The sequence below is a fragment of the Paenibacillus sp. J22P143 genome (assembly GCF_059692035.1).
Genome location: NZ_JCAUAQ010000006.1, coordinates 45,159 through 58,138, shown reverse-complemented (window position 1 = coordinate 58,138; position 12,980 = coordinate 45,159). Strand labels below are relative to the sequence as shown.

Annotated in this window: 14 protein-coding genes; 13 read left to right on the top strand and 1 reads right to left on the bottom strand. The window is 46.6% G+C overall.

Features of this window, described 5'->3' with window-relative positions; genetic code table 11:
- Positions 1 to 58 precede the first annotated feature (58 nt).
- Complete coding sequence (locus AC58PQ_RS12485; protein ID WP_497242268.1) at positions 59 to 1,507, bottom strand: stalk domain-containing protein; 1,449 nt, start codon at positions 1,505 to 1,507, stop codon at positions 59 to 61.
- A gap of 280 nt (positions 1,508 to 1,787) precedes the next feature.
- Here AC58PQ_RS12485 and AC58PQ_RS12480 point away from each other — a divergent pair, with 280 nt between their 5' ends.
- The 13 genes from AC58PQ_RS12480 to AC58PQ_RS12420 all read left to right on the top strand — a co-directional run bounded on the left by AC58PQ_RS12480 (position 1,788) and on the right by AC58PQ_RS12420 (position 12,977).
- Entirely contained in the window at positions 1,788 to 2,921 is a 1,134-nt protein-coding gene (locus AC58PQ_RS12480) for an acyl-CoA dehydrogenase family protein (protein WP_497242267.1), read from the top strand.
- 17 nt (positions 2,922 to 2,938) lie between these two features.
- Positions 2,939 to 4,090, top strand: coding sequence for a citrate synthase (mmgD, locus tag AC58PQ_RS12475; RefSeq protein WP_497242266.1), 1,152 nt, complete (start codon positions 2,939 to 2,941; stop codon positions 4,088 to 4,090).
- Complete coding sequence (locus AC58PQ_RS12470) at positions 4,087 to 5,535, top strand: bifunctional 2-methylcitrate dehydratase/aconitate hydratase (protein WP_497242265.1); 1,449 nt, start codon at positions 4,087 to 4,089, stop codon at positions 5,533 to 5,535. Before mmgD ends, AC58PQ_RS12470 begins: the two co-directional genes overlap by 4 nt.
- Before the next feature lie 39 nt (positions 5,536 to 5,574).
- Positions 5,575 to 6,483 (top strand): methylisocitrate lyase, encoded by a 909-nt coding sequence (gene prpB, locus AC58PQ_RS12465; protein ID WP_497242264.1) that lies wholly within the window; start codon positions 5,575 to 5,577, stop codon positions 6,481 to 6,483.
- A gap of 28 nt (positions 6,484 to 6,511) precedes the next feature.
- Positions 6,512 to 7,657, top strand: a complete 1,146-nt coding sequence (locus AC58PQ_RS12460; RefSeq protein WP_497242263.1) for an acyl-CoA dehydrogenase family protein — start codon at positions 6,512 to 6,514, stop codon at positions 7,655 to 7,657.
- A gap of 28 nt (positions 7,658 to 7,685) precedes the next feature.
- Positions 7,686 to 8,852, top strand: a complete 1,167-nt coding sequence (locus AC58PQ_RS12455; protein ID WP_497242262.1) for an acetyl-CoA C-acetyltransferase — start codon at positions 7,686 to 7,688, stop codon at positions 8,850 to 8,852.
- Positions 8,853 to 8,960: 108 nt separating this feature from the next.
- Positions 8,961 to 9,815, top strand: a complete 855-nt coding sequence (locus AC58PQ_RS12450; RefSeq protein WP_497242261.1) for a 3-hydroxybutyryl-CoA dehydrogenase — start codon at positions 8,961 to 8,963, stop codon at positions 9,813 to 9,815.
- Between the two features lie 104 nt (positions 9,816 to 9,919).
- Positions 9,920 to 10,252, top strand: a complete 333-nt coding sequence (locus tag AC58PQ_RS12445) for an HIT family protein (RefSeq protein ID WP_497242260.1) — start codon at positions 9,920 to 9,922, stop codon at positions 10,250 to 10,252.
- Positions 10,253 to 10,373: 121 nt separating this feature from the next.
- Positions 10,374 to 10,766, top strand: coding sequence for a hypothetical protein (locus AC58PQ_RS12440; RefSeq protein ID WP_497242259.1), 393 nt, complete (start codon positions 10,374 to 10,376; stop codon positions 10,764 to 10,766).
- Entirely contained in the window at positions 10,763 to 11,023 is a 261-nt protein-coding gene (locus tag AC58PQ_RS12435; RefSeq protein ID WP_497242258.1) for a hypothetical protein, read from the top strand. Before AC58PQ_RS12440 ends, AC58PQ_RS12435 begins: the two co-directional genes overlap by 4 nt.
- A 174-nt stretch (positions 11,024 to 11,197) precedes the next feature.
- A complete protein-coding gene (locus AC58PQ_RS12430) occupies positions 11,198 to 11,755 on the top strand; it encodes a DEAD/DEAH box helicase family protein (RefSeq protein WP_497242257.1) in 558 nt (185 codons plus the stop codon).
- A gap of 32 nt (positions 11,756 to 11,787) precedes the next feature.
- Positions 11,788 to 12,243, top strand: coding sequence for a GNAT family N-acetyltransferase (locus AC58PQ_RS12425; RefSeq protein WP_497242256.1), 456 nt, complete (start codon positions 11,788 to 11,790; stop codon positions 12,241 to 12,243).
- 251 nt (positions 12,244 to 12,494) lie between these two features.
- Positions 12,495 to 12,977, top strand: coding sequence for a DUF6530 family protein (locus AC58PQ_RS12420; protein WP_497242255.1), 483 nt, complete (start codon positions 12,495 to 12,497; stop codon positions 12,975 to 12,977).
- Positions 12,978 to 12,980 lie beyond the last annotated feature (3 nt).

Below are 12,980 nucleotides of genomic sequence, written 5' to 3'. Positions count from 1 at the left end.
AAAAACAGGATACCCTACACTCATTTTGAGTAAGGGTATCCTGTTTACCTTTAGTAAATTAATCTAATGGATAATCGTAAAATTTGATAATACCATGTGATTCAGTGAAAAGATCCCATGTATCAAACTTGAAAGGAAAAGTAATATTTTGACCTATATGTGTACCTAAGGTACCCACTGAATCGTTCTGGATGATATAGTTACTAATCCTAGTATTGAACTCACCGTTTTTATTAGCTTTCCACTGCGTAGTTGTCATGTAAGACTTATCAATAAGACGTACTAATAGATCGGGTTCAAAAAAGCCTGGTGCATTAAACGTTTCGGCTTTAGCAAAGTTTGGGATTTTTACAATGTTTTGATCCATGTCTAAAATGATTTTTTGAACAAGCCAACCATCAAGCGAATGGCCAGATAAATAAATATGTGAGTTGGGATAAGTTGTCGTAACACGATCAATTAATTTTCGAGCAATAATAATTTGATCAGGTACAATTCCGCGAGTGAGTGATAAATCGGCATCCGCATCAAGACCATTTGTAAAATCGGTTCCTCTAAAAGAGATAACGATTTGATCATCTTTTTTAAAGGCTGCTCCATAAAACCCGGAATAACCTATCGCGACCGTATCTCCGTTGTCATTCTCGTAATCAATGATTTCCCAATCTACTGGTAAATCAGGATTCTTAATAGCTACGAGCGTTTTGTGTAAATCTTCCATTGTGCTTGTTGTCATGGGCGAATAATTCGTATTCTCCTTTGGGTGGTTGACTTCATCAATGAATTGTCCAACCATTTTACCAACAAAATTATCAACATTTGCATATACGAGATGACTGAAGCGATGGAGAATTTTGTTTGAAACCGTAGTTGTAGATTCGACCTTTTGCGGTGCATTATGCATTCTTTTCATGCTAAAGTTGTCTAAGTAATCTCTACCTTGAAAAATAACAGCACCATTCATATATTCACCTGAAACACTACCCACAAAATCAACAAATAAATAATTATTGGGTCGATTAACCCAATCTAGACCAGTCAACTTGATGGCTTGCGTTTTCGTATTGTACGTGACGGTCATTGTGAATTTACCTTTTGGAATTTTTGGATTTTTCTCCCATGGCCCAAACTCAAAAGTTGCTGTTTCTCCGTCAATTCCAATTGTGACCTTCGTTTCGCCTTGTCCAGCAAAATAAGTGCCTTCCCATGTACTATGAAGTACACTATCTGCAGTAGAACTGTTAGTTCTAGAATTGATATTAATAGTTTGATCTTTCTCATCCCAAATAACGTCCGCACCCTGTGCTTCGGAACTAGAGCGAACGGGGAGATAACTACTTCCGTTAATCAGAACAACCTCTTTGTCAATCTTTTGTGAGTCAACGAACAGCTTAATGTTTGATTGTACAACCTCCAATCCATCGGCGAAAACTCTACCCCCTAAGTTTAAAAAAAGTATGACTGCGAAAAATGAAATAAGAATTAAAATTTTGTTCCGTTTCATCATGCGATTTTCCCCTTCCTATACAAGTTTTCTGATTTATTATAAAGAAAATTGTTAAATATTTCCTTACAATATTGAAAGATTAATATCCGATTTGGCCAGAAAAGTGAATTATTTAATGCTGTTCTTTTTTTACCTGTTAACAGTCTATTGGCTAACAAAAGCGTGTATATATAACATATAATTGAAAGCGTTTACAACTTGTCCAAAGAATTACGATCGACCCAATCAACCTCGGCCAATCAGGAGTGAGCACCATGAACACGTCGAAGGAGGTCGTCGCATGCAATTCTCTTATACCCAAGATCAGCAAGATATTCGAATGAAAGTTCGTGAGTTCGCGCTCGCGAACATGGAGCCTACTTCAGAAGAAAGGGATGAATTTGAACGGTTTGATCGTGTGATATTCGACAGCCTAGGTGAGCTTGGTTGGTCTGGGATACCATGGCCAAAAGCATACGGCGGCGGTGGATCCGATTTTCTAACCTATGCAATGGTGATTGAGGAGCTTTCGCGCGTGTGTGCTTCTACAGGTGTCATGCTTTCCGTACATACGTCGCTGGCCAGTTGGGCGATTCATACGTATGGCACGGAGGCTCAGAAACAAACCTATCTACTCCCAATGGCGCTAGGTAAAAAGCTTGGCGCCTACTGTCTGACGGAGAGCGAATCCGGCTCAGATGCCGGAGCCATGCGAACGACGGCAACGAAAGAGGGAGATGCGTACGTACTTAACGGCTCGAAGCTGTTCGTTACGAATGGCGGGGAGGCGGAGGTGTATATTGTTTTCGCCTTAACGGATGCGCAAAACAAGCAAAGGGGCACAACAGCCTTTATCGTGGAAAAAGGGACTGCTGGGCTTATTTTCGGCACCAAAGAAAAGAAGCTCGGCATTCGTTCATCCACCACGATGGAGCTGAGGTTTGAGGAATGCAGCGTGCCCGCAGAGAACCGATTGGGTCCTGAAGGCGAAGGCTTCCGCATCGCGATGCGAAGTTTGGATGGCGGACGGATCGGGATTGCCGCACAAGCAACGGGTATAGGCCAAGGAGCCTTGGACGCTGTCATTGCTTATGGAGCGGGGCCCGGAGCGCTCAGCGGCGAGCTATTCGATGCTCATATTTCCGAGATGGCCACGCACATTGAGGCCGCGAGACTGCTGACCTATCAAGCCGCTTGGCGTAAAAGCCAAGGGCTCTCGTATGGGAAACAGGCTGCCATAGCGAAGCTTTTTGCCAGTGATACGGCTGTAAAGGTTTGTTTGCGGGCAGTTCAAGTATGCGGTGTTTGGGGGTGTTTGAAGGAATCGAAGGTAGATCGTTATCTGCGCGATGCCAAAGTGACGCAAATTTATGAAGGGACGAATGAAATACAGCGTATTGTGATTTCGCGTTTGCTACTTTCTGAAAGCTCGTAGGAAGGGAGAGCGAAAACATGAGTGATCACTATTTGCCTGGACTTGAGCATGTGATTGCCAGTGAGACCAGTATTTCATTTCTTGATGTGGAGAAGGAAGAAATCGTTATTCGTGGGTATGATCTGATGGAGCTTGCTGAGCAAATGACCTATTTGGATGTTGTTGGTCTTTTGCTAGAAGGTGAGTTACCGAATGAACAGAGGCGATTAGCGATTGAGTCACAAATTCAATCTGTCTATGGATTACCGCCGAATGTGCGAGCGATGCTCCATCTGATGCCGGATCGAGCAGATATGATGGATGTGCTGCGAACGAGTATTTCCGCGCTAGCGAGCTTTGATGATGAGCTTGATGATCGATCACTTGAGGCTAATCGACGGAAAGCGATACGCCTGTTGGCCAAAGTGCCGCAAATTGTGGCATATGGTTATCGTGCAATCACTACGCAGCCGCTCGTTGAGCCTGATCCCAAGCTATCCTTTACGGCTAACTTCCTGTATATGATTACAGGAACGATTCCGTCGCAGGTGGAGGAAGCGATTTTTGATCAATCTCTCATTGTGTACAGTGAACATGAATTGCCGAATTCGACATTTGCGGCTCGTGTAATTGCTTCAACACAGTCTGATATATATGGCGCTCTGGTTGGCGCTGTTGCTTCACTCAAAGGTACGTTGCACGGCGGCGCGAATGAAGCGGTCATGCACATGCTGCTTGAAGCGGGTTCCGAAGATGATCTCGAAGCGTTGATTCGTTCGAAGCTAGCACGGAAGGAGCGCATTATGGGCTTTGGGCATCGCGTGTATATGCGAAAACCTGATCCTCGCGCACTGCTGATGAAGGAAGCCTTAGCACAGCTTGCACCCGCATGCAATCAACAGGAACTGTATGACATGTGCGTACGCGGGGAAGATGTGATGAGGACTGAGAAGGGGCTGCATCCCAATTTGGATTACTATGCTGCGCCTGTCTATTACTTGCTTGGCATTCCGATTGAGCTGTTTACGCCCGTTTTCCTTGCAGCACGCACGCTGGGCATCAGTGCACATGTGATGGAGCAGCATGCGAACAATCGACTCTTTAGGCCTCGTGTCCGTTATACCGGAGCGAGAGATTTACACCCCCCTCAGGGGCAAAGTCTCCCAGAAAGTGAGGACGAGATCGTATGAGTACGTCAAGTGAATCGAATCAGAGGGAGATGATTTTTGACCCGCTAATTGTAGAGATCGCTGACTACGCCTTGCATGCCGAGATTGAGAGTGCGGAAGCGTATCAGATTGCCCAGCATGTCCTGCTGGACTCTCTAGGAACAGGATTGCTTGCACTGCGTTTTCCCGCATGTACGAAGCATCTCGGTCCGATTGTTCCGGGTGCAGAGGTGATCGGCGGGGCTCGTGTACCTGGCACTAGATATGAGCTAGACCCCGTTCAAGCTGCCTTCAATATCGGGTGCATGATTCGGTGGCTCGATTATAATGACACGTGGCTAGCCGCAGAATGGGGGCATCCATCTGATAATTTAGGCAGTATCCTAGCCGTTGCCGACTATGTGAGCCGAAGGCGTATCGCAGACGGGCAAGCGCCTTTCACGATGAAGGATGTCTTAACGATGGCGATCAAAGCTCATGAAATACAAGGCGTGCTCGCTTTGGAAAATAGTTTGAATGCTGTTGGCTTGGATCATGTACATCTCGTGAAAATTGCCTCAACCGCAGTGGCGACAGTCATGCTGGGAGGTACGAAGGAGGAGGTTTGCAGCGCCGTATCCAATGCTTGGATTGATGGTGCGAGCTTACGAACGTATCGGCATGCGCCGAACACAGGCTCAAGGAAATCATGGGCAGCGGGTGACGCAACTAGTCGAGCGGTACGATTAGCCTTAATGGCAGTAGGCGGGGAGATGGGATATGCATCTGCTTTGACTGCTCCAAATTGGGGCTTTCAGGACGTTCTATTCGAAGGCAAAACGCTAACGCTTGCAAGACCACTCAGCTCCTATGTCATGGAGCATATTTTATTCAAAATTTCATTTCCTGCAGAATTTCATGCCCAAACAGCTGTTGAGTGTGCGCTCACCCTACATGAGCATATCAAAGATCATTTAGTTGACATAACTAAAATTATGTTAACTACACATAAATCAGCGCTGCGCATTATTGACAAGAAAGGCCCTCTGCATAATCCAGCAGATCGCGATCATTGCCTACAGTACATGGTTGCTATAGGTCTCCTATATGGAACATTGACTGCCGAGCATTACGAAGATGATATTGCTGCCGACCCACGAATTGATGCGCTTCGGGAGCGTATGGTTGTTGTCGAGAACGAGCAATACAGTAAGGACTATTTAGATCCAGATAAGCGTTCCATTGCGAACAGCATTCAAATTTATTTTAAGGACGGTACATCTACGGAGAAAATGGTTTGTGAATACCCGATTGGACATCGCAGGCGGCGTGCTGAGGGGCTGCCGAAGGTGATCGATAAGTTTAAAGCGAATGTGCAAACGCGTTTTCCGCGGAAACAGACGGAGGAAATTATGAAGCTATCGCTCGATTTCGAGAAGCTGATTCAGACAACCGTATCTGCGTATATGTCGCTATTCGTGATTTAATTGGTCTGCAGATCGGCTGTATGAGGTAGGAGGTTAACGATGTCATGGCTGATTGAGGAGGAGCCGAGTCAAGAGCAGTTAGCTGCGGAATGGCGGCGTTTAGTCGAAGCGGGTCCAATTCTCCAGATAATTGGTACCCATGATGGCATGGCAGCAAGAATCGCGAAGCAAGCAGGGTTTCAAGCCCTTTACTTATCGGGTGCCGCTTATACGGCCAGCAGAGGGTTGCCAGATTTGGGGCTTATTTATTCCAACGAGGTTGCAGAACGAGCTAGGGAGCTCGTTCGAGCAACAGGACTTCCGTTATTGGTCGATATCGATACGGGTTATGGCGGCATCTTAAATGTCGCTCGGACAGCGAAGGAGATGGTTGAGGCGAAGGTCGCCGCTGTGCAAATTGAGGACCAAGATATGCCGAAGAAATGCGGCCATCTCAGTGGTAAAAAACTCATTTCCACCGAAGAAATGTGTCAAAAAATTCGCACGCTCAAAGCCGTAAGCCCGACGTTGTATGTTATTGCACGGACAGATGCGAAAGGGGTCGAAGGCATGGCTGAGGCCATTACCCGTGCAAAGCACTATATCGCCGCTGGGGCGGATGCGATTTTTCCTGAAGCTCTTGAGAGTGAGGAGGACTTTCAGTATCTTCGAAGGGAAGTGGACGCACCTCTATTAGCTAATATGACAGAGTTTGGTCGTACACCTTACTTTACGGCAGCACAATTTGAAAGCTGGGGCTTCCGCATGGTTCTCTATCCCGTTACGTCGCTGCGTGTTGCAGCTAAGGCTTATGAGCGAGTATTTGAGGAGATTCGTCAGAAAGGGACGCAGTCCGGATCGCTAAATGGCATGCAAACACGCAGCGAGTTATATAAGGCAATTCGCTATGAAGATTATGAAGCTTTAGACGGTTCAATTGCGCGATCAACATGGGAGGATAAGAGTTAGGTGCATGCGGCTTGAGGGAGGGCTCCACATGGATTATAGCCTTTCAGAGGAATTGGAAATGATTCGCAGTATGGTCCGCGATTTTGCGACGGGGGAGGTTGCGCCGAAGGCGGCGCTGCGTGATGAAGAGGAGCGGTTCGATCGCTCGTTATTTGAGACCATGGGGGAACTGGGCTTAACAGGGATTCTAGTTCCTGAAGCTTATGGCGGGCTTGGCTCGGATGCGTTAACGCATTGCTTGGTTTTGGAGGAGTTAGCACGTGCCTGTACCTCGACGGGATATGCACTTTTTGTGCATAGTGCGTTGGCAGGTGCTGCGATTTCGATGTTTGGTACCGAGGCGCAGAAGAAGGTATACCTTGGCCCGATGGGTGAGGGACGAAAGCTTGGGGCATTTGCAGGGGCAGAAATGGAGCGTATGGCGGGTTCTTCTGGCGTAGAACTGCATACGAGAGCTATGCGGGACGGAGACGAATACGTTCTGCAGGGCGGAAAGTTTTTCGTTACTAATGCGGGTGAAGCGGATGTGTTTGTGGTGTTTGCAGCGACTGGGGACGATCCTGCAGCGCACTTGAGCAGTGCTTTTATGATCGAGAAAGGCACACCTGGGTTCATTTTAGGCAAAAAGGAAAGAAAGCTCGGCACGCGTGGCTCACCAAGCATGTCATTTGAATTGATGGACTGCCGTATTCCATTGGCAAATCGTCTTGGCGAGGAGGGTGACGGGCATCGGATTGCTTTGCGAACGCTGGAGAGTGCTCGAAGTGGTGTCGCAGCACTTGCGGTAGGGCTCGCACAAGCAGCCATAGATGAGGCTATTGCGTATGCGAAGACTCGCAAGCAGTTCGGTAAGCCGATTGCGCAGCAGCAGGCCATCGCCTTTAAGCTTGCAAACATGGCAACGCAAATCGAAGCAGCTAGGCTGCTCACGTATCAAGCGGCATGGCGAGAGAGTCAAGGCATGGAGAGTAGAGAAGAAGGAGCATATGCAAACTTGTTCGCTGGGGATACGGTGATGGCGGTAGCCATTGAAGCCGTTCAAATCTTTGGCGGCTATGGGTATACGAAAGAATACCCAGTTGAACGGTATATGCGCGATGCGAAAATGCTCCAAATGGTTGAAGCAACAATGGATGAGCAGCGTAGAGTGATTGCGCGTTATTCAAGGGTGTAGTGAGAGGAAAGACTGGAGGGCGAGGTGTATGCGAGAAAGTGTCATTGTGGGCGGTGCGAGAACCCCATTCGGTAAGTTCGGTGGCGCGCTGAAGGATGTTCCGGCTGTCGAGTTGGGCGGGATCGTCATCAAGGAAGCCATACGACGCGCATCTCTGGATCCTTCGTCGATCGAGGAAGTCATCATGGGCATGGTGCTGCAAGGAGGTGCAGGACAGATCCCTTCCCGTCAGGCGGCGCGTAAGGCGGGACTGGATTGGAATGTGACGTCAGAGACGATCAACAAAGTATGCGCGTCAGGACTCCGTAGTGTAACCATGGCGGACCAAATTATCCGCGCAGGGGATGCTTCGACACTCGTGGTCGGCGGCATGGAAAGCATGAGCTCCGCTCCGTATCTGGCGACGGATGCGCGTTGGGGAGCACGAATGGGCGAACAGCGACTTATCGATCTTATGATTCATGATGGTCTCACTTGTCCCTTCGAACGTGTGCATATGGTGGTTCATGGCAGTCGTGTTGCTGCTGAGTTCAATATTGGACGTCAGGAGCAGGACGAGTGGGCTTTGCGCAGTCATCAACTAGCGTTACAAGCGATATCCAAGGGATATTTTGCAGAGGAAATTGTAGCTATCCAAGTCGGTGCGAACGTGGTTGATCGCGATGAGGGACCGCGTATGGATACGAGTATGGCTAAGCTTGCCGCATTAGCTCCGGTATTCGATAAGCAAGGCAGCATTACAGCGGGGAATGCGCCTGGTGTGAATGATGGCGCAGCTGCTTTGGTTGTTATGGCGTGGGAAGCTGCCTTAGATCAGGGTGTAACGCCGCTCGCTACGATAATTGGGCATGCCAGTGTTGGTGAGCGTGCGCCTTATATCGCGACAGCACCTGCTTTGGCAATACGGAAGCTGCTGCAGCAAACGGGAATGACACTGGATCAGATCGATCGATTCGAGGTGAATGAAGCTTTTGCCGCTGTCGTACTCACGAGCGAGAGTATGCTGGGGTGGGATGTGCAGCGCGTCAATGTCAACGGCGGAGCAATTGCGCTCGGTCATCCGATTGGTGCGAGCGGCACGCGGATTATTCTTACTTTAATTCATGAGCTTCGTAGAATTGGCGGTGGTTACGGGATTGCAGCGATATGCAGCGGGACGGCGCAGGGTGATGCGATCCTGCTTCATGTGGAGTAACAGCATGGAGAGTAAGCAGTTAGTGCAAGTAGATGTCGACTAATACGGAAGGAAAGCAACGATGGATGAATCCCAGTTGATTCAATGAAGCAGTAGGAGCGATGTAAGATGTCTATACAAACCATCATGGTAGTAGGGGCAGGGCAGATGGGGAGTGGAATTGCTCAAGTGGCTGCATCTGCTGACCGAAGGGTGCTTTGGCACGATCTTTCTATGCCTTTGATCGACAAAGGTATGTTGAACATCCGCAAACATTTAGATCGGAGTGTAGCGAAAGGAAGGTTGGCGGAGGAAGCAAAAGCAGAAATTCTTAGCAGGATTCAGCCGACGGTAGCAATTGAAGAGGCTGCGCATGTTGATCTCGTGATTGAGGCGATTTCCGAAAATATGGCTTGGAAATCGGTGCTTTTTCAAAAGTTGGACGGAATCTGTCCGCCTAATGTGATTTTGGCAACGAATACATCCTCTTTGCCGATTACTGAAATCGCCTCTGCGACCACACGCCCCTCGCAGGTCATCGGGATGCATTTCATGAACCCAGTTCCTGTGATGCCGCTTATTGAAATCATTCGTGGTCTTGAAACGTCACAGACCGTATTTGAAGCGATCTATGAGCTTAGTAAGGAACTTGGCAAAACACCTGTTGAGGTGCAGGATTTTCCCGGATTCGTTTCGAATCGCATTCTGATGCCGATGATTAACGAAGCTGTTTTTACGGTATATGAAGGTGTAGCCACGGTGGAAGCTGTAGATACGGTGATGAAGCTTGGGATGAACCATCCTATGGGGCCGCTAGAGCTAGCTGATTTAATTGGCTTGGACACTTGTTTATCGATCATGGAGATTCTCTATGAGGGTTTCAAGGATTCGAAATATCGACCCTGTCCGCTGCTCCGGAAATATGTGAAGGCTGGGCGCCTCGGACGTAAGTCAGGGCAAGGATTTTATGTATATTCAAATTGATCGCTAAGCTAGGTTGTTGGGGATGTGCAGTCACTCAGATGAGGGGCTGTTTTTTTTGTTTTGGAAGGTAATTTAAGGCATGGAATGGAATAGATAAGTAGCGTATGAGGTTAGCATGTAATAAGGATGTACTTCTACTTCCAAAGCGACATGTTGCTGACATGGAAGGTATGGACGAAGAGACGTCAGTAGCTTTACTAAAGGCTTCAATGAAAATGTCCCGTTTGATTAAAAAGCTCTATCAACCTGATGGTATCACGATTCTCCAAAATGGCGGTGCATTCAATGATTTGGGCCATGTACACGTACATGTTTTCCCGAGATATGTCGGGGATGGCTTTGGTTGGTTGGAGCCTGAGGATCATAATGAAAATCGAAATCGGCTGGCAGAAACTAAATTGAAGATGATTAATGACATTAATAATTCATGCGATTAATAATAAAAAGTTGGCATTGCGTTAGCAACATGATAAACTGCTAAAGGCGACACCGCAGCGGATTGATCCGATTTACTAGGACAAGCAGATCAGGCTGTGTCCAACAAAGGAGGCAATCTCAGTGAAATTTCGAGCCGTATCGAACGAGACCAAGATGAATTATTTGCTCTGGCGTATACAGAATGAAATTAGGGAAGAAGATAAATACTTGGCGTCTTTACCGTTTGATCCTTCACCCGTCATTGGCGTAGTAAAGTATCATCTGGATCAGTGGGATCCAATTCAACTGCTTGAGAGTGGAAGTCTTGACGACGAATATGATGGTGAGGCTCGCAGCGTAGCCATTTATATAATTAAACATATGGATGATATAAGTGTTGCTGGACTAGGACAAGCAATCCATCGAATTTTCAAAAAATCCTTTCTGGATGAATTTCAGTCTGATGAGGTGACATTTGAAATCGCAATTGCTATCCTGGGTGAGCTGACTAATGGAAATGAGGAAGAATCGTGAGTGAATTGGTTGGGAAATACTGTGCCAAGTTTTTTGGCAAAACAGGTGTCATTCTTGAAATTGGAGTTGTGAAAAAGGTAGCAAGTCGTACCATTCATGTGGACTGGGGTACGAAAACATGGGTGTATCAGAACCGTGATTTCAACTGGACGCCTCTAACTAAGGAAGAGTTCGAAGTCAAATACAAAAAGCCGAAATTCTCAGACGCAGCGCTAGTGCGTGCCGCAGAATTGGGCTTGAAAATTACGTATAATTAAGTTGCGGCTGCCTTAGGGCGGCCGTTTCTTTTTGTTCCGGCGAAAATCTACCGTTAAAAGCGGCTGCTCATCGACTAGCTAGGAAAAATTGAATACTACTTATTTTTTCCAAATAAATGGGCTGTGAGCATGATAAAATAAGTAATGAGGGATGAATATTAGTGAGGTGCAGACATGAAATTTGTACTTATATTCGGTCCGCAAGCTGTAGGCAAAATGACAGTGGGCCACGAACTTGAAAAAATAACCGAGTTGAAGCTCTTTCATAATCATATGACGATTGATCTTGTTCATCCTTTTTTCGGGTATTCCGCAGAAACTTGGCGGTTAGTTGATTTATTTCGGTTTGAGATTTTTGAGGCTGTTGCGAGAAATGAGCTTCATGGATTAATTTTCACGTACGTATGGGCTTTGGACGTGCAGGCCGATTGGGATTTTGTGCAAAAAACCATCTCGATTTTCGAATCCAAGGGTGGCGAGGTCTATTTCGTTGAACTTGAAGCGCCTGTAGATGAACGAATTGAAAGGAACAAAACACCACATAGACTTGAACATAAGCCTACCAAACGTGATCTCGAACAATCGGAACAGAATTTACTCACAAGTATGGAGAAGCATCGATTGAACTCGCTCGAAGGTGAAATCATTAGGGAGAATTATATCCGAATCAACAATGCAGGTATAAGTCCAGAGGATGTTGCCGCGATGATCAAAGAAAAGTTTGATTTCTGAATCCCTTCACGAAAAGAATGGAGGAATAGCGGATGTTACACATTAGAGAACTGCAGCTTTCCGAGGAATATCCGATTCACTTGTTTCTATTAGCTGATCCAGAACTAGCGATGGTTGAATCTTATGTCTATCAAAGCAAATGTTTCGTGCTAGAAGAAAATCATGAAATTATGGGTTCGTATTTGCTGCTTCCAACGAGACCGAAGACGATTGAATTGGTGAACATCGCGGTGATTACGAAGAAACAAGGCAGGGGCTATGGAAAGGAACTCGTCAAGCACGCGGTGATGACAGCGAGAGCGTTGAACTATCAGACGATTGAGGTAGGCACGGGGAATTCAGGGGTTCAGCAGCTAAGTCTGTATCAGAAGTGCGGATTTCGCATCTATGGTGTGGATCTCGATTTCTTCACAAGGCATTATAAGGAGCCAATTTTTGAAAATGGCATTCAATGTCGAGACATGATTCGGTTAAGTCAGGACTTATAAATAGAGTAGGAAAAACTCCCGCAAACTGTGCTATAAAGGCGCCTAATGCAGGAGTTTTTCTGTATGGGGAACGCCGTTCGCGTCTCTTCATTATTTCCAAAATAGCTTATACGCATACACTTAGGTGACGTGTCCGTCCATTGACTTGAAAAAGAAGCTGAGGTATACTCATTTCACTGGTTAACCATTTAGTAAATTAGTAAATTACTAACTCGGAAAGCTATGCAAAATTATCACATGGAGGAATCACAATGAAAATACCTACAACACTCAAACATAAACCTGTCATCGTTGCTGAGAATTATGCCAATATTGACGGTAGATATACGCAAAACACCGATACACAAGGTCTTTCGTTAGGTCTAGCGCAGTGGAATGACAGAGGCAAGGTTGATATTTCTGCGAAAGTATGGCGTTACACCGGGGAGAAATGGTCTCGTCAATCTGAGGAGCTGCCATTGCATCGCGTGTTAGATCTGGCTATTCTTGTGTGCCGCACGAAGCTGCATTTCCAAGAGGATGCGTATCGCTATGAGAATGCGTATAATCCTGAGAATCCTGTTATCGACAGAATCGGGTTGCAAGGAGATGCCATGACGGTTGGTATATGTACGGATAATGAGAAAATTAACGAAGATATCAAGCTCTTCAGCCAAGCGCTAAGTGATGACGGAGAGTTGATTGGGGAGCGGTTACGAACGCTTTCGAGGATTTTAAAAGAAATGGGGTATTGATCA

Coding starts and splice junctions, on each gene's coding strand:
- AC58PQ_RS12445 (WP_497242260.1), top strand. CDS start 9,920: ATGAGGTTAGCATGTAATAAGGATGTACTTCTACTTCCAAAGCGACAT.
- AC58PQ_RS12430 (WP_497242257.1), top strand. CDS start 11,198: ATGAAATTTGTACTTATATTCGGTCCGCAAGCTGTAGGCAAAATGACA.
- AC58PQ_RS12455 (WP_497242262.1), top strand. CDS start 7,686: ATGCGAGAAAGTGTCATTGTGGGCGGTGCGAGAACCCCATTCGGTAAG.
- AC58PQ_RS12470 (WP_497242265.1), top strand. CDS start 4,087: ATGAGTACGTCAAGTGAATCGAATCAGAGGGAGATGATTTTTGACCCG.
- AC58PQ_RS12460 (WP_497242263.1), top strand. CDS start 6,512: ATGGATTATAGCCTTTCAGAGGAATTGGAAATGATTCGCAGTATGGTC.
- AC58PQ_RS12425 (WP_497242256.1), top strand. CDS start 11,788: ATGTTACACATTAGAGAACTGCAGCTTTCCGAGGAATATCCGATTCAC.
- AC58PQ_RS12420 (WP_497242255.1), top strand. CDS start 12,495: ATGAAAATACCTACAACACTCAAACATAAACCTGTCATCGTTGCTGAG.
- mmgD (WP_497242266.1), top strand. CDS start 2,939: ATGAGTGATCACTATTTGCCTGGACTTGAGCATGTGATTGCCAGTGAG.
- AC58PQ_RS12450 (WP_497242261.1), top strand. CDS start 8,961: ATGTCTATACAAACCATCATGGTAGTAGGGGCAGGGCAGATGGGGAGT.
- AC58PQ_RS12480 (WP_497242267.1), top strand. CDS start 1,788: ATGCAATTCTCTTATACCCAAGATCAGCAAGATATTCGAATGAAAGTT.
- AC58PQ_RS12485 (WP_497242268.1), bottom strand. CDS start 1,507: ATGATGAAACGGAACAAAATTTTAATTCTTATTTCATTTTTCGCAGTC.
- prpB (WP_497242264.1), top strand. CDS start 5,575: ATGTCATGGCTGATTGAGGAGGAGCCGAGTCAAGAGCAGTTAGCTGCG.